Annotated in this window: 21 protein-coding genes; 14 read left to right on the forward strand and 7 right to left on the reverse strand. The window is 69.6% G+C overall.

The window, feature by feature from the left end:
* The 3 genes from RSA25_RS07230 to RSA25_RS07240 all read left to right on the forward strand — a co-directional run.
* The coding region (locus tag RSA25_RS07230; protein ID WP_332808226.1) for a hypothetical protein at positions 1–327 on the forward strand (327 nt) is incomplete at its 5' end.
* 250 nt (positions 328–577) lie between these two features.
* Positions 578–1,453 carry an RNA polymerase sigma factor RpoH gene (gene rpoH / locus RSA25_RS07235; RefSeq protein WP_259210048.1) on the forward strand — a complete coding sequence of 292 codons (876 nt, stop codon included), beginning with the start codon at positions 578–580 and terminating at the stop codon, positions 1,451–1,453.
* A gap of 17 nt (positions 1,454–1,470) precedes the next feature.
* A complete protein-coding gene (locus tag RSA25_RS07240; RefSeq protein ID WP_332808227.1) occupies positions 1,471–1,824 on the forward strand; it encodes a hypothetical protein in 354 nt (117 codons plus the stop codon).
* Positions 1,825–1,968: 144 nt separating this feature from the next.
* Here the strand turns inward: RSA25_RS07240 and purD are convergent, their stop codons facing one another.
* Genes purD through purH form a run of 4 tightly spaced genes read right to left on the reverse strand, consistent with a single transcriptional unit; the run spans position 1,969 to position 6,824 of the window.
* Positions 1,969–3,255, reverse strand: a complete 1,287-nt coding sequence (gene purD, locus RSA25_RS07245; RefSeq protein ID WP_332808228.1) for a phosphoribosylamine--glycine ligase — start codon at positions 3,253–3,255, stop codon at positions 1,969–1,971.
* A 53-nt stretch (positions 3,256–3,308) separates the two neighbouring features.
* Positions 3,309–4,340 carry a RhuM family protein gene (gene rhuM / locus RSA25_RS07250; protein WP_332808229.1) on the reverse strand — a complete coding sequence of 344 codons (1,032 nt, stop codon included), beginning with the start codon at positions 4,338–4,340 and terminating at the stop codon, positions 3,309–3,311.
* Positions 4,341–4,356: 16 nt separating this feature from the next.
* A complete protein-coding gene (locus tag RSA25_RS07255) occupies positions 4,357–5,223 on the reverse strand; it encodes a hypothetical protein (RefSeq protein ID WP_332808230.1) in 867 nt (288 codons plus the stop codon).
* A gap of 17 nt (positions 5,224–5,240) precedes the next feature.
* Positions 5,241–6,824, reverse strand: coding sequence for a bifunctional phosphoribosylaminoimidazolecarboxamide formyltransferase/IMP cyclohydrolase (gene purH / locus RSA25_RS07260; RefSeq protein ID WP_332808231.1), 1,584 nt, complete (start codon positions 6,822–6,824; stop codon positions 5,241–5,243).
* A gap of 178 nt (positions 6,825–7,002) precedes the next feature.
* Here purH and RSA25_RS07265 point away from each other — a divergent pair, with 178 nt between their 5' ends.
* The 7 genes from RSA25_RS07265 (at position 7,003) to RSA25_RS07295 (ending at position 15,441) form a co-directional block, all read left to right on the forward strand.
* Positions 7,003–9,573: a tetratricopeptide repeat protein gene (locus tag RSA25_RS07265; RefSeq protein WP_332808232.1), complete on the forward strand. Its 2,571-nt coding sequence runs from the start codon at positions 7,003–7,005 to the stop codon at positions 9,571–9,573.
* A 76-nt stretch (positions 9,574–9,649) separates the two neighbouring features.
* A complete protein-coding gene (locus RSA25_RS07270; RefSeq protein WP_332808233.1) occupies positions 9,650–10,255 on the forward strand; it encodes a CDP-alcohol phosphatidyltransferase family protein in 606 nt (201 codons plus the stop codon).
* 31 nt (positions 10,256–10,286) lie between these two features.
* Positions 10,287–12,041, forward strand: coding sequence for a bifunctional alpha/beta hydrolase/class I SAM-dependent methyltransferase (locus RSA25_RS07275; RefSeq protein WP_332808234.1), 1,755 nt, complete (start codon positions 10,287–10,289; stop codon positions 12,039–12,041).
* Entirely contained in the window at positions 12,038–13,369 is a 1,332-nt protein-coding gene (locus RSA25_RS07280; protein WP_332808235.1) for a phosphatase PAP2/dual specificity phosphatase family protein, read from the forward strand. The genes RSA25_RS07275 and RSA25_RS07280 overlap by 4 nt, the downstream gene beginning before the upstream one ends.
* The gene (locus RSA25_RS07285) at positions 13,366–13,788 is read left to right on the forward strand and encodes a hypothetical protein (RefSeq protein ID WP_332808236.1); all 423 of its coding nucleotides are present in this window, start codon (positions 13,366–13,368) and stop codon (positions 13,786–13,788) included. Before RSA25_RS07280 ends, RSA25_RS07285 begins: the two co-directional genes overlap by 4 nt.
* Positions 13,789–13,822: 34 nt before the next feature.
* The gene (locus RSA25_RS07290) at positions 13,823–14,455 is read left to right on the forward strand and encodes a lysophospholipid acyltransferase family protein (protein WP_332808237.1); all 633 of its coding nucleotides are present in this window, start codon (positions 13,823–13,825) and stop codon (positions 14,453–14,455) included.
* Positions 14,452–15,441: a phosphatidate cytidylyltransferase gene (locus RSA25_RS07295; protein WP_332808238.1), complete on the forward strand. Its 990-nt coding sequence runs from the start codon at positions 14,452–14,454 to the stop codon at positions 15,439–15,441. Before RSA25_RS07290 ends, RSA25_RS07295 begins: the two co-directional genes overlap by 4 nt.
* A 101-nt stretch (positions 15,442–15,542) precedes the next feature.
* On the opposite strand, the gene fis is transcribed toward RSA25_RS07295, so the two are convergent.
* The 3 genes from fis to prmA form a co-directional block, all read right to left on the reverse strand.
* Positions 15,543–15,818, reverse strand: coding sequence for a DNA-binding transcriptional regulator Fis (fis, locus tag RSA25_RS07300; protein WP_038685853.1), 276 nt, complete (start codon positions 15,816–15,818; stop codon positions 15,543–15,545).
* Between the two features lie 122 nt (positions 15,819–15,940).
* Positions 15,941–16,882: a DUF3426 domain-containing protein gene (locus RSA25_RS07305; RefSeq protein WP_332808239.1), complete on the reverse strand. Its 942-nt coding sequence runs from the start codon at positions 16,880–16,882 to the stop codon at positions 15,941–15,943.
* Between the two features lie 53 nt (positions 16,883–16,935).
* On the reverse strand, positions 16,936–17,856 hold the full coding sequence (gene prmA, locus RSA25_RS07310; protein WP_332808240.1) for a 50S ribosomal protein L11 methyltransferase: 921 nt from the start codon (positions 17,854–17,856) through the stop codon (positions 16,936–16,938).
* 174 nt (positions 17,857–18,030) lie between these two features.
* Between prmA and RSA25_RS07315 the strand changes: the two genes are divergently transcribed.
* From RSA25_RS07315 to RSA25_RS07330, 4 genes are all read left to right on the forward strand, one after another.
* Entirely contained in the window at positions 18,031–18,990 is a 960-nt protein-coding gene (locus RSA25_RS07315) for a hypothetical protein (protein ID WP_332808241.1), read from the forward strand.
* Positions 18,987–19,358, forward strand: coding sequence for a hypothetical protein (locus RSA25_RS07320; RefSeq protein WP_332808242.1), 372 nt, complete (start codon positions 18,987–18,989; stop codon positions 19,356–19,358). Before RSA25_RS07315 ends, RSA25_RS07320 begins: the two co-directional genes overlap by 4 nt.
* Positions 19,355–20,092, forward strand: a complete 738-nt coding sequence (locus tag RSA25_RS07325; RefSeq protein ID WP_332808243.1) for an alpha/beta hydrolase — start codon at positions 19,355–19,357, stop codon at positions 20,090–20,092. Before RSA25_RS07320 ends, RSA25_RS07325 begins: the two co-directional genes overlap by 4 nt.
* A 147-nt stretch (positions 20,093–20,239) precedes the next feature.
* Positions 20,240–21,286, forward strand: a complete 1,047-nt coding sequence (locus RSA25_RS07330) for a hypothetical protein (protein WP_332808244.1) — start codon at positions 20,240–20,242, stop codon at positions 21,284–21,286.
* The last annotated feature ends 383 nt before the right edge of the window (positions 21,287–21,669 follow it).

The following is a 21,669-nucleotide window of genomic DNA, read 5'->3' on the forward strand; positions in this document are numbered from 1 at the left end:
CCTGCCACGCATGGCGGTTCCGGCTTCGGTATTGTCTGGCCTGCCACGCATGGCGGTTCCGGCTTCGGTATTGTCTGGCCTGCCACGCATGGCGTGGCACTACCGGAGATGGCGGCTTCGGCTTTGGCTTCGGTGTTGTCTGGCCTGCCACGCATGGCGGTCCTTGGCTTCGGTATTGTCTGGCTTGCCACGCATGGCGTGGCACTACCGGGGATGGCGGATTCGGCGGGCGGCTTCGTGGGGTGGGCTGTTGAGTCTGGTAGCGCCAGGCCATGCCTGGCTGGGCCGCCGATCGCCCTGCATCGCGCGCCTTGGCCGGATGGCTGAACGACCGGCAACGCTTTCATGCTGAATGGGCCCGCGATTCGGGATTGTGCAGCCCAAAACGACGGAATCGTGACCTGATCGCACGCAGGAATTTGATTTAAAAGGAATTATGTCATTTCGGGCACCACTCGCCAGTGTCATCAATTCGCGGTACGTTAGCGGGGCAATCAGCGCCAGCGTCCCGTCCATGGAACGCTGGAACTATTTTCCCCTTTAGCAGTCGAAGTATCGGACTGCTAAGATGAGCCCTATGAGCCAGAACACCTCTACTGCCCTTGTGGCAAACAATCTCCCGATTCCCAGTGCGCTCGGTTCGCTGGACGCCTACATCGGTGCCGTGCACCAGATCCCGGTGCTGTCGGTCGATGACGAGCAGGACCTGGCCCGCCGCTTCCGCGACGAGCTGGACCTGGACGCCGCGCGCGAGCTGGTCCATTCCCACCTGCGCTTCGTGGTGCACGTGGCCCGTGGCTACAACGGCTACGGCCTGGCGCTGGGCGACCTCATCCAGGAAGGCAACATCGGCCTGATGAAGGCGGTCAAGCGCTTCGACCCGGACATGGGCGTGCGCCTGGTGTCCTTCGCCGTGCATTGGATCCGTGCGGAAATGCACGAGTTCATCCTCAAGAACTGGCGCATCGTCAAGGTCGCCACCACCAAGGCGCAGCGCAAGCTGTTCTTCAACCTGCGCAAGTCCAAGACCCGCCTGGGCTGGATGAACGCGGCCGAAGTCAGCGCGGTGGCCAAGGACCTCAACGTGTCCGAGCGCGAAGTGCTCGAAATGGAATCGCGCCTGTCCGGTCGCGATATCGGTTTCGACGCGCCCAGCGACGAAGACAACGAGAACGCGCCGCCGTCGCCGGCCGCCTACCTGGTGGCCGACGCCGAAGACCCGTCGATGGCCTACGAGCGGGCCGACAGCGAAGACAACAAGCTGCAGCTGCTGCGCGAAGGCATGGCCGAACTGGATGCGCGCTCGCGCGACATCATCCGCCGTCGCTGGCTGGACGCGGACAGCAAGGTGACGCTGCAGGAACTGGCCGACGAGTACGGCGTGTCGGCCGAGCGCATCCGCCAGGTCGAGGCGAACGCGCTGAAGAAGATGAAGGCGCTGTTTACCGCGTAAGGCGGGATGGCGTTGGAATGAACAAAGGCCCGGCAATGCCGGGCCTTTCTCGTTTGCGGGGCGCGTCCACGCGTGGCGTGGATGCTCTGAGGCCAGAACATGACGCGATCAGCTATCGAACTGACGATCTGGTTCTGCTGAGATATGCGAAACAGCGCAGGAGGCATGCAGTGGCCAATGTCCCGGATGAGATGCGTGCCAAGAGCCCACTATTGCAGGCGATATACGATTCGGCGGTCGGACTTCATGCGCATGGCATCATCGATACGCCTCGATTGAAGGTCTACGAGGAGCTGTGCATTGGGCCTGACCCGAAGCGCCGTAGTGCCCATTCCAATGCATCGCCGGCCGCAAAAGCGCGACATGATTGATAGCATCGGGTTGGCAACGGCTCGTCGAATGAAGACGGCCCGGCAATGTCGGGCCTTTCTCGTTTGCAGTGCGCATCCACGCGTGGCGTGGATCTACCCGGTGCCGCCCATAGCGCCACGCCATGCGTGGCTGTGGCGCCTGCTTCAGCTCTCGCGTGCGATCGCGCGCCAGCCGATGTCGGTACGGTGGAACTCGTTGGCCCAGGTCACCTTGGCCACGCCGGCATAGGCGTTGGCCTGCGCATCGCGCACGCTGTCGCCCAGCGCGGCCACGCACAGCACCCGGCCGCCGGCACTGACCACCTGGCCCTGCGCGTCCAGCGCGGTGCCGGCATGGAACACCTTGGCGCTCGCCGGCACGGCATCCAGTCCGTGGATCACATCGCCGGTGATCGGCGTTTCAGGGTACGGCGCTGCCACCATCACCACGCCCAGCGAAGGGCGCGGGTCCCACTGGGCCTGCACCTGGTCCAGCCGTGCGTCGATGGCCGCCTCCACCAGGTCCACCAGGTCCGACTGCAGGCGCAGCATCACCGGCTGGGTTTCCGGGTCGCCGAAGCGCACATTGAACTCGATCACCTTTGGCGCGCCGCTGGCATCGATCATCAGGCCCGCATAGAGGAAGCCGGTGAAGGGAATGCCGTCGGCGATCATGCCCTGCACGGTCGGGTTGACCACCTCGCGCATCACCCGCGCATGCACCTCGTCGGTGACCACCGGGGCCGGCGAATACGCGCCCATGCCACCGGTGTTCGGGCCGGTGTCGCCGTCGCCCACGCGCTTGTGGTCCTGCGAGGTGGCCATCGGCAGGGCAGTGGTGCCGTCGACCATGGAAATGAAGCTGGCTTCCTCGCCATCCAGGAACTCCTCGATCACCACGCGTGCGCCGGCATCGCCAAAGGCATTGCCCGAGAGCATGTCGCGCACCGCGTCCTCGGCCTCGGCCAGGGTCATCGCCACGATCACGCCCTTGCCGGCGGCCAGGCCGTCGGCCTTGACCACGATCGGTGCGCCCTTCTCGCGGATGTAAGCCAGCGCTGGCTCGATCTCGGTGTGCACCGCATAGAACGCGGTCGGGATGTTGTGGCGGGCCAGGAAGTCCTTGGCGTACGCCTTGCTGCCTTCCAACTGCGCGGCGGCGGCGGTCGGCCCGAAGATACGCAGGCCGTCGGCGCGGAAGCGGTCGACCACGCCGGCCACCAGCGGCACTTCCGGGCCGACCACGGTCAGCGCCACCCCTTCAGCCTGGGCCAGCGCCAGCAGGCCGTCGATGTCGGTCACCTTCACCGCCACGTTGCGGCACTTGTCTTCGGTGGCGGTGCCGGCATTGCCGGGCGCCACGACCACTTCGGTGACACGGGAGGACTGGGCCAGCTTCCATGCCAGGGCGTGTTCGCGGCCGCCAGAGCCGATGACAAGAATCTTCTTCATGTGGGAAGTATCCGAACGGAGAAATCAGGAAGGGGAAGGGTGGAGGAGGCCGATCAATCCTTGCGCTCCAGCGCCAGGTTGGAGAGTGCCTTTGCTTCTGCTTCGAGTTGGCGGAGATCATCTTCCGCCTCCTGCTCGGCCTGGCTCAGCTCGCTGGTGCGGCGATGCTGATCGAACATGGCGTAGCGCTCGGCAATGATCGCTTCCATCTGTTGGTGCGAGATCTGGCCTGCGTCTTCAAGAATCGCGCGTTCATTGAAATCGAGGAACCGGTTGGTCTGGGTGAGCCACTCGGCCATGCGCATCTCGATACGGCGCTCGGCACGGTCCTCGGCGAAATCCAGGAACATGGTCACCAGACGATTGAGCTGCTCCAGCTCCTGCTGGGCGAGATAATTCTTGGAAACCACGGCATCGGATTTCCGGATGCGATCGCCTTGCCAATGGGTCAGGCCGAGCGTCGCCGAATCAGGGTCCGCACGCTCAACGATCAATTGGGCAGCGGTGCGGCCGGTGACGGCGTAGACGAGCTTGTTCTGGATCGTCGCGAAGAAGGTTCTGGCCGTCTGTGCAGTGCCGTCGTAGTCGCTGCTGCTGGCTTTGAACAGATCGCGCAGGGTTTGATAGAAACGCTTTTCAGAACTGCGGATATCGCGGATGCGACGCAGCAGTTCCTTGAAGTAGTCAGCGCGCTCGGCATCCTTCAGGCGAGCATCATTGAGAAGGAAGCCCTTGGTCAGGTACTCGGCCAGTGACGAGCCCGCCCAGCGCCGGAACTGGCGGCCGCGCGGGGACCGTACGCGGAACCCCACTGCCAGGATCAGCTCAAGCCGATAAAGCTGTGTCCTGTATCGCTTGCCATCGGCAGCAGTAGTCAAGTCAAACTTGACAACTGAATCGGCCGTAAGCTCGCCTTCCTCCAGGATCCTCCGCACATGCAGGCTGATGTTCTGCTTGGTCGTATCAAACAGCTCGGCCATCTCGCCCTGGGTCATCCACACCGTCCCCTCCGCAGCGCGCAGGTGGACCTCCGTCCGGCCGTCGTCGGTGCGGTAGAGGATCAGTTCGCCGAGGGGGCTGCTCATGGCCGGTCGCTGTGCCTCACGGGCAGCTTTCCCGCTGCAGGGCATCGGGGAAGGCGTAGGTCCAGCGCGTGGGGTTCAGCGTGAACCGGTGCTGCAGGCGCACCGGCTTGCCGCCGCACTCGCTGCCGGTCTCCTCGATCAGCAGCGGCCAGTTGCGCGCGCTGCGGTCGCTGTCGTCGAAGCGGTAGCGGAAGTCCAGGTTGAACACCTGGGTGCGGCAGGCCTCGGCCGAATCGGCGTCGTCGCAATCGTAGAAGGCGCTGTTGTCGATGTGGCTGCGCAGCGACCCGGCATCGACCAGGCCGTTCGGCCCGGGCAACACGAAGGTCTGCGTTTCCAGCGAATGGCCCTGGCCGTACCAGCCACTTTCAGCGCGGAAGCCGTAGAAATCGCTGCCGGCCCGCACGATCTGCACCGTGCCCGGGCGGCCGCTGCTGCCGTAGGTGCCGCCGGTCAGCTCGGCGGCCACCGTAAAGCCATCGGCGGTCGGGCGCAGCACGTAGAAGTCGATGGTGCCCGGCTGGGCATGGCCGGCATCGACCAGCTCGCCGCACACCGCCAGCAACTGCTGCCAGCTGTCGCCACTGACCGCCGGCTGCTCGGCGCAGACCGTCCAGTCGGTGGCGCGCGCCTCGCCCTCCTGCGTCCACGTGCCCCGCCAGCCCTCGGACAACCGTGCGCCCTTGCCATAGCGCTCGGCCAGGAAGGCCTGCAGCCGCGCGGTGCGGCTCACGTGCGCGGTGGCGGTGGCCGGTGGGGTCGCGGCGGCGGCCGGCTGGGCGGGCTGCGCCGGGGCGGGCGTGGCGGTGGGCTTGCAGCCGGCCAGGCCGACGCTGGCGCCGATCGCCAGCGCCAGCAGGGAGTACAAACGCATTGCAGACATCCGTGTCGCTCCTGGGATCAGTGACGGAAGTGGCGCACGCCGGTGAACACCATCGCCAGGCCATGTTCGTCGGCGGCGGCGATCACTTCGCTGTCGCGCATCGAACCGCCCGGCTGGATCACCGCCTTGATGCCGGCCGCAGCGGCGGCATCGATGCCGTCGCGGAACGGGAAGAACGCATCGGAGGCCATCACCGAACCCTCGACCACCAGGTTTGCGTCGGCCGCCTTGATGCCGGCGATGCGCGCCGAGTACACGCGGCTCATCTGGCCGGCACCCACGCCGATGGTGCGGTTGTCCTTGGCGTAGACGATCGCATTGGACTTCACGAACTTGGCCACGTTCCAGGCGAACAGCAGGTCGGCGAACTGCTTGTCGGTGGGCGCCAGCTTGCTGACCACCTTCAGCTCGTCACGGCCCATGCCGCGGTTGTCGGCGGCCTGCACCAGCAGGCCCGAGCCGATGCGCTTGGTGTCGTAGGTGTTGCGGCCGGCGCCGTGCGGGATGCGCAGCACGCGCACGTTGGCCTTCTTCTGTGCGTATTCCAGCGCGGCCGGCTCGAAGTCCGGGGCGATCAGCACTTCAACGAACTGCCGGTCCAGGATCACCTGGGCGGTGGCCGCATCCAGCGGCTTGTTGAAGGCGATGATGCCGCCGAAGGCGCTGGTCGGGTCGGTGGCGTAGGCCAGCTCGTAGGCATCGCCGTTGCCGGCGCCCACGGCCACGCCGCACGGGTTGGCGTGCTTGACGATCACGCAGGCCGGCGCGTCGAACTGACGCACGCATTCCCACGCGGCATCGGCGTCGGCCAGGTTGTTGTAGCTCAGTTCCTTGCCCTGCAGCTGCTGGAAGGTGGCCAGCGTGCCCGCCACCGGGGACAGGTCGCGGTAGAACGCGCCGCTCTGGTGCGGGTTCTCGCCGTAGCGCAGGTCCATCACCTTCACGAAACTGGAATTCATCTGCGCAGGGAACTCGCTGCGCACCGGCACCGCCGCGTCGCTGGCGGTCACCGCCGACAGGTAGTTGCTGATCGCCGCGTCGTACTGGGCCACGCGGTTGAAGGCGGCCACCGAGAAGGCGAAGCGCTTGGCGGCCGTCAGCCTGCCGTCGTTGGCGTCCAGCTCGCCCAGCAGCTCGGCGTACTGCGACGGATCGGTGGCCACCGCCACGCGGGCGAAGTTCTTGGCCGCCGAGCGCAGCATGGCCGGGCCGCCGATGTCGATGTTCTCCACTGCGTCGGCCAGGGTGCAATCGGCCTTGGCGGTGACCGATTCGAACGGGTACAGGTTGAGCACCAGCAGGTCGATGGCGCCGATGCCGTGCTCGGCCATCACCGCGTCATCCAGCCCGGCACGGCCCAGCAGGCCGCCGTGCACCATCGGGTGCAGGGTCTTGACCCGGCCGTCCATCATTTCCGGGAAGCCGGTCAGCTCGGCCACGTCCTTGACCGCCAGGCCGGCGTCGCGGATCGCCTTGGCGGTGCCGCCGGTGGACAGCAGCTCCACGTTGCGCGCCGCCAGGGCGCGGGCCAGGTCGATCAGACCGGTTTTATCGGAGACGGACAGGAGGGCCCGGCGAACGGGCAACAGATCAGCAGTCATGGGGACAGGGCAATCGGCAGCGGAGCGGGGCCGATATTGTAGGCGGTGGGGGCCGGCGGTGGGCGCGCGGCGGCCCGGACCGGGCGTCCCGGCCCGATCCGGCACAGGCGGCGGTTGCCGCAAGGCGGCGGCACTGGGGTAGGCTGCGCGCTCTGCCAGGGATTTGCGGGTCGGTATCGTGTCGAGAACATCAGGGAAGATCGCGCTGCTTGCCGGCGCGGTGGCGTGGGCCAGCGTGGGGACGCCGGTGCAGGCGCAGGCGCAGGAGGCGGCCAGCGTGGCGATCGAGGCCCCGCTGGAGGCCGTCGCCGTGGACGAGCCGGTGCCCACGGTGGACATGAAGACCGCCGCCGCCGCGGCGCGGGATGCGCGTGACCGCGACGCGGCCGCCGATGCCGACGGTGCCAGCAGCGAGGATCTGGCCCAGCTGGCCAGCATGGCCTACGAGGTGGAAGACTGGGCGGGCGCCCGGCGCCTGATCGACCAGGCCATCGCCCTGGCCCCGGGGCAGGGGTCGCTGTACCGGCTGAAGGCCTACATCGCCGCGGCCACGGGCGACAACGACGGGGTACTGGCCGCCGCCGCGCAGGCGCTGCAGGCCGACCCGCACGATGCCGAAAGCCTGCAGCTGCAGGCCACTGGCCGGGCCAAGGCGGGTGATGTGGCCGGGGCCCTGGACGGCTATGCCGCCGCATTGGCGGCCGGCGGCCACGGCGCCAACCTGTTCCGCAACTATCTTTACCTGCTCGACCAACAGCACGACGATGCACGCCTGCTGGCCGTCCATGCCGCCTACGAGGCGGCCTACCGCGATGACCCCGGCGGCACCGGCACGCACGCGGACATCCCCTTCCATGCCGCCCAGGCGCATTACCGCCTGGGCCAGCCCCGGCAGGCGCTGGCGCGGATCGAGCAGGCCATCGCGCTGTCGCCGCAGGTGGCCGGCTACTACAGCAGCCGCGCGATGGCGCTGCATGCGCTGGGGCAGTCCAGCCAGTCGCTGGCCGATGACGGCCGGGCCATGCAGCTGGCCCCGAAGGAGCCGCAGTACCCGTACAACCGCGGCGTGACCCGGCTGGCGCTCAACGACCTGGACGGCGCGTTGGCCGATTTCCGGGCATCGCTGGCGCTGGGCAAGGACGATGCGGACACCTGGCTCAACATCGGGGCCACCGAGGACCGCCGGGGGCGCACGCGCGAGGCGCTGGCCGCCTACGACCGCGCCCTGGCCCTGGCGCCCGGCGATCCGAAGGTGACCACCAATCGCCTGTCGCTGCTGCGCAGGCAGGGCAAGGGCGATACCGCCAAGGCGGCGGCGCAGGCGGCGGCATTGCCCGCGGTCAACCAGGCGCAGCTGCTGTTCAACCAGGGCCTGGCGCAGAGCCAGGCCGGGCAGTGGCAGGCAGCGGCCGAGCTGTACGCGCAGGCGGTGCGGCTGGACCCCGGGCTGGACATCGCCTGGCTCAACCTCGGCGCCGCGCAGGCCAGGATGGGGCAGCAGCAGCGCGCGCTGGATACCTTCAACGACTACATCGCGCGCGTGCCGCACGAGCCGATGGCCCTGCTCAACCGCGCCACGGTGCTGCACGCGCTGGGCGACGATGCGGCCGCCGAACAGGACCTGCTGCGCGCCGTGCAGCTGGAGCCGGGCAACCTGGATACCCAGCAGCGCCTGGCCAACCACTACGGCCAGACCGGGCAGGTGGACAAGGCGCGCCGCTATTACGAGCAACTGGTGGCGTTGCCGGGCAACCGCGCACCGGATGCCTTCATCAACTACACCGCCCTGCTGCTGCAGGAGGGCGCCAACCGCCAGGCGGCGGTGGTGGCCGCCGCCGGCGTGGAGCGCTTCCCGCAGGACTACGGCCTGCGCGTGAACCTGGCCAATGCGCTGGGCGACAGCGGCCAGCACGCCAGGGCCGAGGCGGCCTACCGGGCCGCGATGCGCCTGCAGCCCAAGCGCCTGGATGCGCACTACAACCTGGGCAACCTGTATCTGCAGTCGCTCAAGCAGCCGGCCAAGGCGGTGCAGGAATACCGCACCGCGCTGCAGCTGCAGAGCGATCCGGACCTGGACGCGGCCGCCCGTGCCGAGCAACGCATGAGCGTGCACCTCAACCTGGCCAGCGCCCTGGCCGATACCGGGGACATCCGCGCCGCGCGTGCGGCCCTGCAGGTGGCCATGGACGAGGCACCGCAGGATTACCGCCCGTGGTTCAACCGCGCCGGGCTGGCGCTGTCGGCAGGCGAGGCAGAGGCGGCCGTGCCGGATTTCCAGGCGGCGTGGACGCGCCTGGACGCCAGGCAGCAGGCACAGCCGCCCAGCGCGCAGGCCGATCCGGACCTGCTTGAACATGCCGGCTACCTGCTGTTCCACCTGGGCCGCACCGGCGAGGCGGCCATCCGCATGCAGCAACTGCTGCAGGCCCAGCCGGACAACGTGGAGGCCCAGCGCAACTACGGGTTCATGCTGCTCGACCTGGGCCGGCCGCAGGATGCCCGGCAGTTGTTCGAGCAGGCCTTCACCCGCGAGCCGGATGAAGTGGATGGCTGGCTGGGCCTGCTGGCCTGCGCCATGCTCGGCAACGACACGGCGCACCTGGCGCGGTTGAAACAGCAGTTCGCCCAGCGCTTCGACGGGCGCTATCGGCTGGACGACGAACTGCCCACCCACCTGATGCAGCGCGAGGGCTACTGGTATTCAGACCGGTTCCTGGCGCTGTGGCGGCAGTTGCTGGCCGCCGGTTGAGCCGGCCCTGCCCGCGCACGATTCCCCGCGCTGGCGGTGCGGGATAGATTAGGAAAGTTCAAAAGGACGTTGCGGCATGTCGATCTATGCATTGAAGGGGCGCTTCCAGGACCTGCTGCGCCCGGGCGTACGCGGGTTGCACCGCAGCGGCGTCACCGCCAATGCGGTGACCGTGTTTGCCGCCGTGGTGTCGCTGGCGGTGGCCGCCGCGGTCTGGGCGTGGGCGCCGGCGCGGCCGCTGCTGTACCTGGCGTTGCCGGTGTGGATGCTGCTGCGCATGGCGCTCAACGCCGTGGACGGCATGCTCGCGCGCGAGTTCGGCCAGCAGTCGCGACTGGGCGCCTATCTCAACGAGTTGTGCGATATCGTCGCCGACGCGGCCCTCTACCTGGCGCTGCTCAGCGTGCCCGGCGTCGATCCGCTCGCGCTGTGGGCGCTGACGTGGCTGGCGGCGGTTTGCGAGTACGCTGGCGTCCTGGGGGTGATGGTCGGCGCCAGTCGGCGCTATGACGGGCCGATGGGCAAGAGCGACCGCGCCTTCGTGGTGGGGGCGACGGGGTTGCTGCTGGCGCTGGGCTGGATCGACGGTGGCATCGTCACCGGCGTGGCGTGGGTGGCCGCGGCGCTGTGCGTGGCCACGGCCTGGCGACGGGTACGCAATGGCTTGGCCGAACCCGGCTGAGCAGGTTCCAGGATGCACAACGGAGTGATGCATGCGTTCACAGCACGATCTGCAATTTCATAGTTTCGACGGGCAGCCGCTGTTCTACCGGCATTGGCCGGCCCAGGGCGCGGCCACGCCGCCGCGCGCGGTGGTGCTGCTGCATCGTGGCCATGAACATTCCGGCCGGGTCGCGCACCTGGTCGACGAACTGGACCTGCCCGATACCGCCTTCTTCGCCTGGGATGCGCGCGGCAACGGGCAGTCGCCCGGCGAACGCGGCGATGCGCCCGGCTTCGACGCGCTGGTGCGCGACCTGGACAGCTTCATCGCCCACATCGGCCAGCAGCACGGCATCGCGGTGCAGGACATCGCCATCATCGCCCAGAGCGTGGGCGCGGTGGTCGCCGCCACCTGGGTGCACGATTACGCGCCGCCGCTGCGCGCGCTGGTGCTGGCCTCGCCGGCCTTCAAGGTCAAGCTGTACGTACCGCTGGCGGTGCCGGGCCTCAAGTTGATGCAGGCGCTGCGCGGCAACTTCTTCGTCAACAGCTACGTCAAGCCGCAGTGGTTGACCCACGATCCGGCGCGGGTGGAAAGCTACCGCACCGATCCGCTGATCACCCGGCCGATCTCGGTGCGCGTGCTGTTGGGCCTGTACGAGGCCGCCGCGCGCGTGGTGGGCGATGCGCAGGCCATCACCGTGCCGACCCAGCTGCTGGTGTCCGGCTCGGATTTCGTGGTGCACCGCGCGCCGCAGGACCGGTTCTACGAGCGGCTGTCCAGCCCGATCAAGGAGCGCCACCTGCTGCCGGGCTTCTTCCACGACACGCTGGGCGAGCGCGATCGCGCCCCGGCCATCGCCGCGATCCGCCGCTTCGTCGGCGAGCGCTTCGCCCAGCCGCTGGTGCGGCCCAGCCTGCGCGAGGCGCACCGCCACGGGCCCACCTTCGACGAGGCCGAGATCCTGTCCTGGCCGCCACAGCGCAACAGCGCCAAGGACGCCTACTGGCGCTTCACCCGCGCCGGCCTGCGCGTGGGCGGTTCGCTGTCCGAGGGCATCGCCCTGGGCCTGGAGAGCGGCTTCGATTCGGGCAGCACGCTGGATTACATCTACCGCGACCAGGCCCGTGGCCGTGGCCCACTGGGCCGCATGATCGACCGCAACTACCTCGATGCGATCGGCTGGCGCGGCATCCGCATCCGCCGCACCCACGTGCGCGAACTGCTGCAGCTGGCCGCCCTGCACCTGCATGGCGAAGGCCGCCCGGTGCGCGTGCTGGACGTGGCCGCCGGGCACGGCCGTTACGTGCTCGATGCGCTGGCCCATGGCGAGCAGCGCGCCGAGGCCATCACCCTGCGCGATTTCAGCGAACGCAACGTCATCGACGGGCGCCGGCTGATCAGCGAGTTCGGTGCCGATGACATCGCCACCTTCGAGCAGGGCGATGCCTTCGATGCGGCCTCGCTGGCGGCCCTGCCGGTGGCACCGACGCTGTCCACGGTGTCGGGCCTGTACGAGCTGTTCGCCGACAACGATGCGGTGCTGCGCTCGCTGCAGGGCATTGCCGCGGCCATGCGCGAGGGCGGCTACCTGGTCTACACGGGCCAGCCGTGGCACCCGCAGCTGGAGTTCATCGCGCGGGCGCTTACCAGCCACCGCGAAGGGGCGGCGTGGGTGATGCGCCGGCGCAGCCAGCAGGAGATGGACGAACTGGTGCGCCTGGCCGGCTTTGAGAAGGTCACCCAGCGCATCGACCGCTTCGGCATCTTCACCGTCTCGCTGGCGCGGCGGGTGGCGCAATGAACGAAGGCGCGCGGCCCTGGCGGCGTGCGCTGCTCTGGCTGGCGCTGCTGGGCCCGTTCTTCTTCCTGAGCTACGGCTTTGCCAATGCGATGGCCGGGCGGCTGTCCTACGTGCCCTCGATCGTGTTCGACTGGGAGGCGCGCATTCCGTTCCAGGCGTGGACCATCGTGCCGTACTGGTCCATCGACCTGTTCTACGTCGCCTCGTTCTTCATCTGCACCCGGCGCGCCGAGCTGGACATGCACGCGCGCCGCCTGTTCACCGCACAGCTGCTGTCGGTGGCCTGTTTCCTGCTGTGGCCGCTGCGCTTCAGCCTGGAGCGGCCGGAAACCGGTGGGGTGTTCGGTTGGCTGTTCGACGTGCTGCTCGGCTTCGACAAGCCGTTCAACCAGGCCCCGTCGCTGCACATCGTGCTGCTGGTGGTGCTGTGGGTGCGCTATGCAGCGCACCTGCGGCGCTGGTGGCGCGCGGCGCTGCACGCATGGTTCGCGCTGATCGGGCTGTCGGTGCTGACCACCTGGCAGCATCACTTCGTGGACGTGCCCACCGGCGTGGCCGTGGGCTGGCTGTGCGTGTGGCTGTGGCCGGCGCACGGGCGCTCACCCCTCGCCCAGGCGCAGTGGGCCGCCGACCCCACCCGCTGGCGGCTGGCCGCGCTGTACGCGCTGGGCAGCGCACTGTGCGCATCGTTGGCGCTCACCTTTGGCGGCTGGGTGCTGTGGCTGGGCTGGCCGGCGCTGTCGCTGGCCCTGGTGGCGCTGGGCTATGCCGCGTTGGGCACGGCGGTGTTCCAGAAGCAGGAAGACGGCCGGCTGAGCATGGCCGCGCGCTGGCTGCTGGCGCCCTACCTGCTGGCGGCATGGTTCAACTCGCGCTGGTGGACGCGGCGTGCGCCGCAGCCGCAGCTGGTGATCGACGGGGTGTGGCTGGGCCGCCTGCCCGATGCCGGGCAGGCCCTGCCGATGCCCACCGTGGTCGATGTCAGCGCCGAACTGCCGTTCCGCGCCACCGTGCGCCATTACCGCACCGTGCCGATGCTCGACCTGGCCACGCCCACCCCGCAACAGCTGCGCCGCGCCGCCGAGGCGATCGCGCACGGGCATCGGCGCGGCCAGGTGCTGGTGTGCTGCGCACTGGGCTATTCGCGCAGTGCCGCCGCGGTCGCCACCTGGCTGTGCCAGAGCGGCCATGCCGACACCGCGGAGGCGGCGATCAAGCTGCTGCGCCTGGACTGCCCGTGGATCGTGCTGCATGAGCGGCATCGCGATGCGATCGCCGAAGCGGTGCAGTTGCCGGCCACGGTCGGCGTGCCCGGCATGCGCGCATGAGCACGGCCATGCAGGTGCAGGCCATGGCCGCGCTGCTGCGGCAGGCGCGGGTGCCGGCGGTCGTGTCCACGCTGCTGGCCGCCACCGCGCTGGCGCTGCTGGTGTGGCCGGGCACGGCGTGGGCCACGGCCGGTGCGCTGGTGTCACTGCTGGCCGGCACGGGGCAGGCGTACTTCGCCGTGCGCATCGGTTTCGACCGGGCCTTGCTGGACGGGCTGCTGCAGGCGCACCCGGACGCGGCGCCGGGCCCGATCGACGACGCCCTGGCGGCGCTGGGGCTGCGCGCGACGGTGCCGCCCACGCGCGGCTGGCCGGCGCGCTGGCAGGGCATGCGCCGGCTGTTGCGCGGGCAGGGCGCGTGCGTGCTGCTGCAGGCGGCCGCGTTGCTGGTGGCGTTGGGTGTGCGGCATGTGGCGTGAACCGGGGCAGGGACGATGACGAAGGGAGCAGGACATGCTGGCTGACCTGGTGGCACGCAGTTGCAGTGGCGCGATCCGCGCGCTGACCGGCGCACGCGCGTTGTGGCAGGGCTGCGCGCCCTCCAGCGAGCACCGCGTGTATTACGGCAACCACGCCAGCCACGGTGACTTCGTGCTGATCTGGTCGGCGCTGCCGATCACCCTGCGCCGCCAGGTGCGGCCGGTGGCCGCGGCCGACTACTGGCAGCGCGACGGCCTGCGCCGTTACCTCATCCACGCCGTGTTCAACGGCGTGCTGATCGAGCGCGACCCGGCCAGGCGCGAGCGCGATCCCATCGCCTGCCTGTGCCAGGCGGTGGACGAGGGCAACTCGCTGATCCTGTTCCCGGAGGGCACGCGCAACACCGAGGAGGGCGTGCTGCCCTTCAAGAGCGGTATCTACCACCTGGCCCGGCAGCGCCCGGAGCTGGAGTTCGTGCCGGTCTGGATCGACAACCTCAAGCGGGTGATGCCCAAGGGCCGCTGGCTGCCGTTGCCGCTGCTGTGCACCACCACCTTCGGCGAGCCGCTGCGGTTGAAGGCCGACGAGGACAAGGACCGTTTCCTGGAGCGTGCGCGGGTCTCGCTGATGGCGCTGGACCCGCAGCCGCGCAGGCAGCGCGCATGATGCCGCTGCTGTTTTCCACCTTCGCCAGCGACGTGGCGCAGCTGTCCACGCACGCCCAGACCCGCCTGCTGTTTGCCGGCATCGCGGCGGTGCTGGTGGTGGCCACCGTCATCGCCGAGACCCTGCGCTGGCGGGCCCGGCACGCGCCCAGCACGGTGCTGGCCAACCTGGTCTCGCGCATCCGCGCGTGGTGGGTGATGGCCGCCGTGGTGGCGTTGGCGTTCTTCTTCGGGCGCACCGGGGTGGTGCTGCTGTTTGCGGTGGTGTCGCTGTTCGCGCTGCGCGAGTTCATCACCCTCACCCCCACCCGGGCCGGCGACTACTACGCGCTGCTGGCCGCCTTCTACGTGGTGCTGCCCTGGCAGTACTGGCTGGTGTGGACCGACTGGTACGGGCTGTACACGCTGCTGATCCCGGTCTATGCGTTCCTGTTCCTGCCGATCCTGGCCACCATCGGGGGGGACACCACCGACTACCTGGAGCGCACGTCCAAGGTGCAGTGGGGGCTGATGATCTGCGTGTTCTGCATCTCGCACGTGCCGGCGCTGCTCAACCTCAAGCTGGCCGGCGTGGAGCCGGCGCGCAACCTGCTGCTGTTCGCCTTCCTGGTGATCGTGGTGCAGTCCTCGGACGTGCTGCAGTACATCTGGGGCAAGCTGATCGGCAAGCGCCTGATCGCCCCGAAGCTGTCGCCGTCCAAGACCGTGGAGGGCTTCATCGGTGGCGTGCTGTCGGCCAGTGCGCTGGGCGCGGCGCTGTGGTGGCTGACCCCGTTCACGCCGTGGCAGGCGTTCGGGATGTCGCTGGTGGTCAACCTGATGGGGTTCTGGGGTGGCCTGGTGATGTCGGCGATCAAGCGCGATCGCGGCATCAAGGATTGGGGCCACATGATCGAGGGCCATGGCGGCATGCTCGATCGGCTGGATTCGGTGTGCTTTGCCGCGCCGGTGTTTTTCCACCTGGTGCGGTATTTCTGGAGCGCTTGAAGGCGGGCACCGACCCACGGTTGGGCGCTACCGGATGCGGATGTGTGCCGGCGCGTGGGCGCGTTGAACGGCAGGCATCGACCGTTGGTCGATGCGCGGCATCAGGTGGCGATGCCGTATTCCTTGAGCTTCTTGCGCAGCGTGGCGCGGTGGATGCCCAACATCGCCGCCGCGCGGCTCTGGTTGCCTTCGCAGTGGTTGAGCACTTCCACGAACAACGGGATTTCCATTTCGCGCAGGACGATCTCGTACACGTCGTCGGCATCGCAACCGTCCAGGTCCCGCAGGTAACGACGGACCGACTGGGCCACGTGTTCGCGCAGCGGTGGCTTCGGCGCGCCACGACTATTGTCAGGACGAGAAAGGACAGCGTTCAAGGAGGTTCCCGGTGCAGATGCCGGGGCGGACAGCAGCCCCTGGCGGAGAATTGTAGGGGGCCAGTCTAGCGCGTGCGCGGGCGCGCTGCCACGCTGGCCGCGGCCACCGGCCCGGCGGCCGCTTACAGGAACTCGAAGGTGAATGCGACGGTGGAGGCCGCCGGCTCGCGCACGCGGAAGGCGATCTGCGCGCTTTGTCCCGGCTCCAGTACGCTGCTGGCGTCCAGCGAACGGTCCAGGTAGTCGCGCGGCGCGAACACGCCGGTGCCGATCACCCGGCCATCGGCATCGGACAATGACAACCGCAGCGACGGCCACGCCTGGGCCCAGCGCGCATCGTTGCGGAAGCTGGCCTGCACCTGCAGCGCGCCGGGTTGGCCGGGCACCGGCCGCACGTCGCGGCTGATCATGCTGAAGGCCGCCGGTTCCTGCCACGCGGGCAGGGCGCAGCGCAGCACGCTGCAGACCCCGGCGATCCACGGGCGGCTGCCGGCGTCGGCGGCCAGCCGCGCACGGTCGGCCACGGCGATCTGCACCGCCAGCAACAGCACCAGCCCGGCCAGCACGGCCCATTGCCAACGCGGCGTGCGCAGGCGCGCGGTCGGCAAGCGCATGAAGCTCGGTGCGCTGCCACTGCGTGCGGGGGCAGCGGCGTGCGCTGCATTGGCAGGCGCTGCGGCAGCGGCCTCCGGATCGAGCGCCGCGTCCCAGGACGCGGTGTCCGCCGATACCTCCGCGGCGTGCGCGGTGGCCGGTTGCACATCCAGATCGGCGCCGTCCGCTTCCGGCGCCGGGTCGCGTTGCGGCCACGCGGTGTCGGCGTCGTCAGCGGCGTGGACGGTCTCGCGTTCGTCCACGGGCGGATCGAACACCGAGATCGCCTGCGTCCAGTCCTTGCCCACGGTGACCGGCGGCAATGCCGCCGCATCCGATGAGGGCGCGCCGTCGTGGTCGATCACCGGCGACGGTGCATCGGCGGTCGGATCGTGCGCCGACGCATCGGCCGGCCCGGGGCGCAGGAACGTCGCCAACGGGCGGCGGGGGGGCGGAGTGGGCTCGGTCATCGGGTCGGGGCCGGGCAGCGGAGGCGCGCCCATTCAATCACGTTCAGGCCGCCTTACGCGCGGCGCACGCCGGTGATGCGCATCCAGTCGTCGTCCTGCGCGGTCTCCAGCTGTGTGAACCACGGCGCGTAACGCACCAGCAGTTCGTCTTCCTGCCCGTGCAGGATGCCCGACAGGGCAATGCGGCCGCCCGGGGCCACGCGCGCGGCCAGCACCTCGGCCAGCGCGTCCAGCGCCGAGGCCAGGATGTTGGCCACCACCACCGGGTAGGTGGCCTGCGGTTCCTGTTCGGGCAGGTACACCTGCAGGCGCGCCTGCAAACCGTTGCGCTCGGCGTTGTCGCCGGTGGCGATCACCGCCTGCGGATCGTTGTCCACGCCCACCGCCGCGGCCGCGCCGAGCTTGAGCGCGGCCAGCGCGAGGATGCCCGAGCCGCAACCGAAGTCGAGCACGGTCTGGTCCTTGAGCACGCCTTCGCCGGCCAGGCCGTCCAGCCAGCGCAGGCACAGCGCCGTGGTGGGGTGGGTGCCCGAGCCGAACGCCAGGCCCGGGTCGAGCCGGATCACGGCGGCATCGTCGGCTTGCGCGGCCTCGGGCAGGTCATGGTTCCACGGCACGATCCAGGTGCGCTCGCCGAAGGCCATCGGCTGGAACTGATCCAGCCAGGCGCGTTCCCAGTCTTCGTCCTGCACCGCGCGGAAGCTGGCCTCGGACCAGTCCAGCCCCGGGTCGAAGGCTTCCAGCGCGGCCAGCAGTGCCAGCGCGTTGGTCTCGGCCGGGAACAGCGCGCTGAGCACCAGGTCGTTCCACAACGGGGTTTCGCCCACGCCCGGCTCCAGGATCGCGCGCTCGTTGCTGGTATCGGCATCGGCGTCGAGCAGGGTCACCGCCAGCGCGCCGACATCATCCAGCGCGTTTTCGTAGCGGGGCTGGGTGGATTCGCTGCAGCGGAGGGTGAGTTCCAGGAACGGCATGGGGAGGGCTACCTGCGGAAAACGGTGAATGCTAGACCATTGTGGGGGTCTGCGGCCCGTCCCTCGTCTCCCAGGGCGGCGAGACACGACAGTCCCGGGCTGATTCAGACAGCGTTCCACGTGCTTGCTAAACTGCGCCCTCCGTTGCCTCGCCGGCAGCCTACGGTCCTGCGCATGGCGCTCGTGCCCACTCTCAAAACCTGGTTGCTGGTCGTGCCAGCCCTGGCGTTGCTGGGGGTGGTGGGCTATCGCGCCGGTGGGCATGTGCGGCACGACGCGCCGGCGCCCAGCGTGGTGGACGAGGTGCCCGGCACGCTGGCGGCCAACGCCCCGCTGCAGGCCCAGGCATTGGCGCGCCAGCTGCTGGCCGGCGAACGCGGCAACGCGATCGCCTCGGGCCTGCCGCTGGACATCCGCGCCGACATCGAAGGCGACACCGATCTGTTTGCCTATGCCCAGCGCCTGCAGCTGCAGGCCAGCCAGGGCAATGCCGAAGCGGCGTGGATGGTCAGCCGCGTCTACGACTACTGCGCCATCTATGCGATGGACCCGGGCGGCTACCAGCTGGACAACGCATTGTTGAGCGGCATGGGCATGACCGCCGCGCCGGCCATGGTGCAGGCGCGCGAACGCGTGGCGCGCCGCTGCGGTGGCTTTGTCGCCAGCGACGGCCTGGGCCGCCAGCTCATCCTCACCCAGCGGCGGCAGGCCGCCAAGGCCGGCAACCTCGCCGCCGAGGCCTCGCTGTTCGCCGAGGGCCAGCCGCTGCAGGACAACGCCGGCTATCGGCGCGGGCTGGTGGAGCGGGTGATGGACTCGCACGACCCGGAAGCCTACATGGCGCTGTCCAGCGGCATGGGCCAACGCGCCAGCGGTGACCGCGCGCTGGACGGGCTGGTGGCCGGTGATTCCTTCAGCGAACTGGCCTGGCGCCTGGCCGCGTGCGAACTCGGCATGGCGTGTGGGGCCGACAGTGTGCTGATGAACAATTTCTGCGCGAACGGAGGGATCTGTTCGCAGGACGGTGGGCAGGACTTTGCCACTTTCGTGTATGACGCTGCGGTATCGCGGCAAGGTGCGGGGAAAATGAAGACGTTGGTTGAAAAATTGATCAAGCAGAGGAACGGGCGATGAATTACCGTCGATTCCTGCATGGTGCCAAGTTCTGGTTCTGGGTGGTGTTGTTTGTGGCCTACTCGGCCGGCGCGGTCGGCCTGGTGATGATCGATACCTACGAGGATCGCTATCGCAGCCTGTCCAAGGTGACGCTGACCTCGGTCAAGGCCACCGAAGACGTGCGCCGCGCCGGTGCCAGCCAGGTGGCCGCGGTCTACCGCGCGCAGAGCGGCATGCCGTTCGCCTCGCTGCCGGCCGGCAGCACCTTCCAGGTGGTCTGGCCCGATGGCTCCACCGAGACCATGGTCATCCTCGACCCGACCTCGTCGCAGGGCGTGGTACCGCTCAAGAACTCGCAGGTCACCGCGGCCGACGTCGCGCGTTGAGGCCGTCGCGGCCGGCGCGCGCCGATCGCGCGCGCGCCCGGCGGCTGGTGCTGTTGCCGGGGCTGGATGCCACCGGCAGCCAGCACGGCGCGTTCAGCGCCGCCCTGCAGCGACACGGCATCGAGGCGGACGTGATCGCCTATCCGGTGGACCAGGCGCTGGACTACGCCGCGCTGGACACCTTCGTACGCAACGCACTGCCCACCGACGCCGACTACGTGCTGCTGGGCGAATCTTTCTCCGGACCGTTGGCCGTGGCGATCGCTGCGGCGCCGCCGCCGCGCCTGCGCGGGCTGGTGCTGTCCACCACCTTTGCGCGCTCGCCCTGGCATGCCTGGCGCCGCCTGCAGGCGCTGTTGTACTGGGCGCCGGTGCGCACGCTGCCGATGCCGGCGCTGTCGTGGTTGCTGCTGGGCCGCTGGAGCACGCCGGCCCTGCGCGAGGCCCTGCACACCGCGCTCGCCCGCGTGCACGCGGCGGTGCTGCGCCGGCGTGCGATGGCGGCGCTGGGCGTGGATGTCGCCGCGCAGGCGCACGCACTCAGCGTGCCAACGCTGTGCATGCATGCGCGCCAGGATCGGCTGCTGCCCGCGCGCTGCCAGCGGCAGTTGTCGGCGCTGTTGCCCGCCCGCGCCAGCTGCTCGCTGGACGGACCGCACCTGCTGCTGCAGGCGCGTCCGGAGGCGGCGGCAGCGGCCGTTGCCGCTTTCATGCAGGACATCGACGACGCCTGACGGGGTAACCCGCGCGCCGCGCGTGATGCGTGCGTTGCGATCGTGTCCACGCGCCCTTCGCCTGCGGCTCTCGGGTATTTCACGGTGTCGCGCGCAGCCTGCCGGTGTCTGCTGCATCCGCAGCGCACCAGCCGGAGATCCTGCCCCATGAGTACACCAGGCGATTACGCCGCATCCCAACCCGTGGCCGCCACGGTCGCCGTGGTCACGCCACCGGCCGTGGTCGCCCCCGCGCCGGAAGGCACCGTGTCGTGGGGCGCCATCCTCGCCGGTGCCGCCGCCGCCGCGGCACTGTCGCTGGTCCTGCTGATCCTCGGCGTGGGCCTCGGCCTGTCCTCGGTTTCGCCGTGGGCCTACGAGGGCGTGTCGGCCGATACGTTCGGCTGGTCCAGCATCGCCTGGCTCACCCTGACCGCTATTGCCGCCTCCGGGCTGGGCGGTTACCTGGCCGGCCGCCTGCGCCATCGCTGGAGCAACCTGCACGGCGATGAGACCTACTTCCGCGATACCGCGCACGGCTTCCTGTCCTGGTCGGTGGCTACCCTGCTCACCGCCGGCCTGCTGACCACCGCCATCGGTGGCGTGCTGGGCGCCGGTGCCAAGGTGGCCGGTGCCACCGCCGGCGCGGCCACCACCGCGGCTGGTGGCCTGGCCGCGGCGGGTGCACCGGCCGCGATGGGCGAACACGGCGACCTGCAGTACTGGGTGGACGGCCTGTTCCGCGCCAACCCCACCGCTGCGGCGGACGCGCCGATGGCACCGCCGCCGGGTGACCCCGCCGCCGCACCGCCGGCACCCCCGGCCGGCACCCAGCCGATGCCGCCGCGCCCGATGCCCGGCAGCGACCGCGGTCCGGGCCCGGGTCGCGGCGGCGACGTTCGTGCCGAGGTCAACCGCATCGTCGTCAACAGCCTCACCACCCCCACCATGGCGCCGGCCGACAGCCAGTACCTGGCGCAGGTGGTGGCCCGCAACGCCGGCATCAGCCAGGCCGAGGCACAGGCCCGCGTGACCGACATGCAGGCCCGCCTGCGTGCCAGCATCGAGACCGCCAAGAACCAGGCAAAACAGGCGGCCGACGACGCCCGCAAGGCCACCGCCTACGCCGCGCTCTGGCTGTTCATCACCCTGCTCGTCGGCGCCTTCAGCGCCAGCCTCTTCGCCACCTGGGGCGGCCGCCGCCGCGACCTCTAAGCCCCCGTCCAACAAGGAGCATCCGCCATGAAATACCTGCTGCTGTGGTTCCTCGGCATCCCCATCCCCGTCCTGCTGCTGATCGCGCTGCTGCGCTGACCACACGCCACAAGACATCACCACATGCCCCGCGTCTGCGCGAAGACCCCAAGCGGTTCTTCGAACAGGCGCGGGGCATTGCATTGCAAGGGCGCGCGAGCACGCTGCCGTACCCGCCCCAGACAGCCGGCCGGTGCATGCCGCCGGTAGTGCCGGCCGCTGGCCGGCATCCCACAGCCCCCTTTGTTCCCAACGACCACCGACAAACGGAAAGTGCCGCGGCCGTTGATCTCCTGCGGGCCACCGGCCAACTGTCGGGGGTGGGGGTGTGCGGGTTCGCGGGA

This window comes from Stenotrophomonas sp., assembly GCF_036662295.1.
Lineage (GTDB): Bacteria > Pseudomonadota > Gammaproteobacteria > Xanthomonadales > Xanthomonadaceae > Stenotrophomonas.

Bases quoted from the DNA above. Each gene is read 5' to 3' on its own strand.
- rhuM (WP_332808229.1), bottom strand. From the start codon at position 4,340: ATGAGCAGCCCCCTCGGCGAACTGATCCTCTACCGCACCGACGACGGC.
- RSA25_RS07280 (WP_332808235.1), top strand. From the start codon at position 12,038: ATGAACGAAGGCGCGCGGCCCTGGCGGCGTGCGCTGCTCTGGCTGGCG.
- RSA25_RS07330 (WP_332808244.1), top strand. From the start codon at position 20,240: ATGAGTACACCAGGCGATTACGCCGCATCCCAACCCGTGGCCGCCACG.
- RSA25_RS07275 (WP_332808234.1), top strand. From the start codon at position 10,287: ATGCGTTCACAGCACGATCTGCAATTTCATAGTTTCGACGGGCAGCCG.
- RSA25_RS07295 (WP_332808238.1), top strand. From the start codon at position 14,452: ATGATGCCGCTGCTGTTTTCCACCTTCGCCAGCGACGTGGCGCAGCTG.
- RSA25_RS07270 (WP_332808233.1), top strand. From the start codon at position 9,650: ATGTCGATCTATGCATTGAAGGGGCGCTTCCAGGACCTGCTGCGCCCG.
- rpoH (WP_259210048.1), top strand. From the start codon at position 578: ATGAGCCAGAACACCTCTACTGCCCTTGTGGCAAACAATCTCCCGATT.
- RSA25_RS07240 (WP_332808227.1), top strand. From the start codon at position 1,471: ATGAACAAAGGCCCGGCAATGCCGGGCCTTTCTCGTTTGCGGGGCGCG.
- RSA25_RS07320 (WP_332808242.1), top strand. From the start codon at position 18,987: ATGAATTACCGTCGATTCCTGCATGGTGCCAAGTTCTGGTTCTGGGTG.
- purD (WP_332808228.1), bottom strand. From the start codon at position 3,255: ATGAAGAAGATTCTTGTCATCGGCTCTGGCGGCCGCGAACACGCCCTG.
- RSA25_RS07255 (WP_332808230.1), bottom strand. From the start codon at position 5,223: ATGTCTGCAATGCGTTTGTACTCCCTGCTGGCGCTGGCGATCGGCGCC.
- RSA25_RS07315 (WP_332808241.1), top strand. From the start codon at position 18,031: ATGGCGCTCGTGCCCACTCTCAAAACCTGGTTGCTGGTCGTGCCAGCC.
- RSA25_RS07305 (WP_332808239.1), bottom strand. From the start codon at position 16,882: ATGACCGAGCCCACTCCGCCCCCCCGCCGCCCGTTGGCGACGTTCCTG.
- purH (WP_332808231.1), bottom strand. From the start codon at position 6,824: ATGACTGCTGATCTGTTGCCCGTTCGCCGGGCCCTCCTGTCCGTCTCC.
- prmA (WP_332808240.1), bottom strand. From the start codon at position 17,856: ATGCCGTTCCTGGAACTCACCCTCCGCTGCAGCGAATCCACCCAGCCC.
- RSA25_RS07290 (WP_332808237.1), top strand. From the start codon at position 13,823: ATGCTGGCTGACCTGGTGGCACGCAGTTGCAGTGGCGCGATCCGCGCG.
- RSA25_RS07285 (WP_332808236.1), top strand. From the start codon at position 13,366: ATGAGCACGGCCATGCAGGTGCAGGCCATGGCCGCGCTGCTGCGGCAG.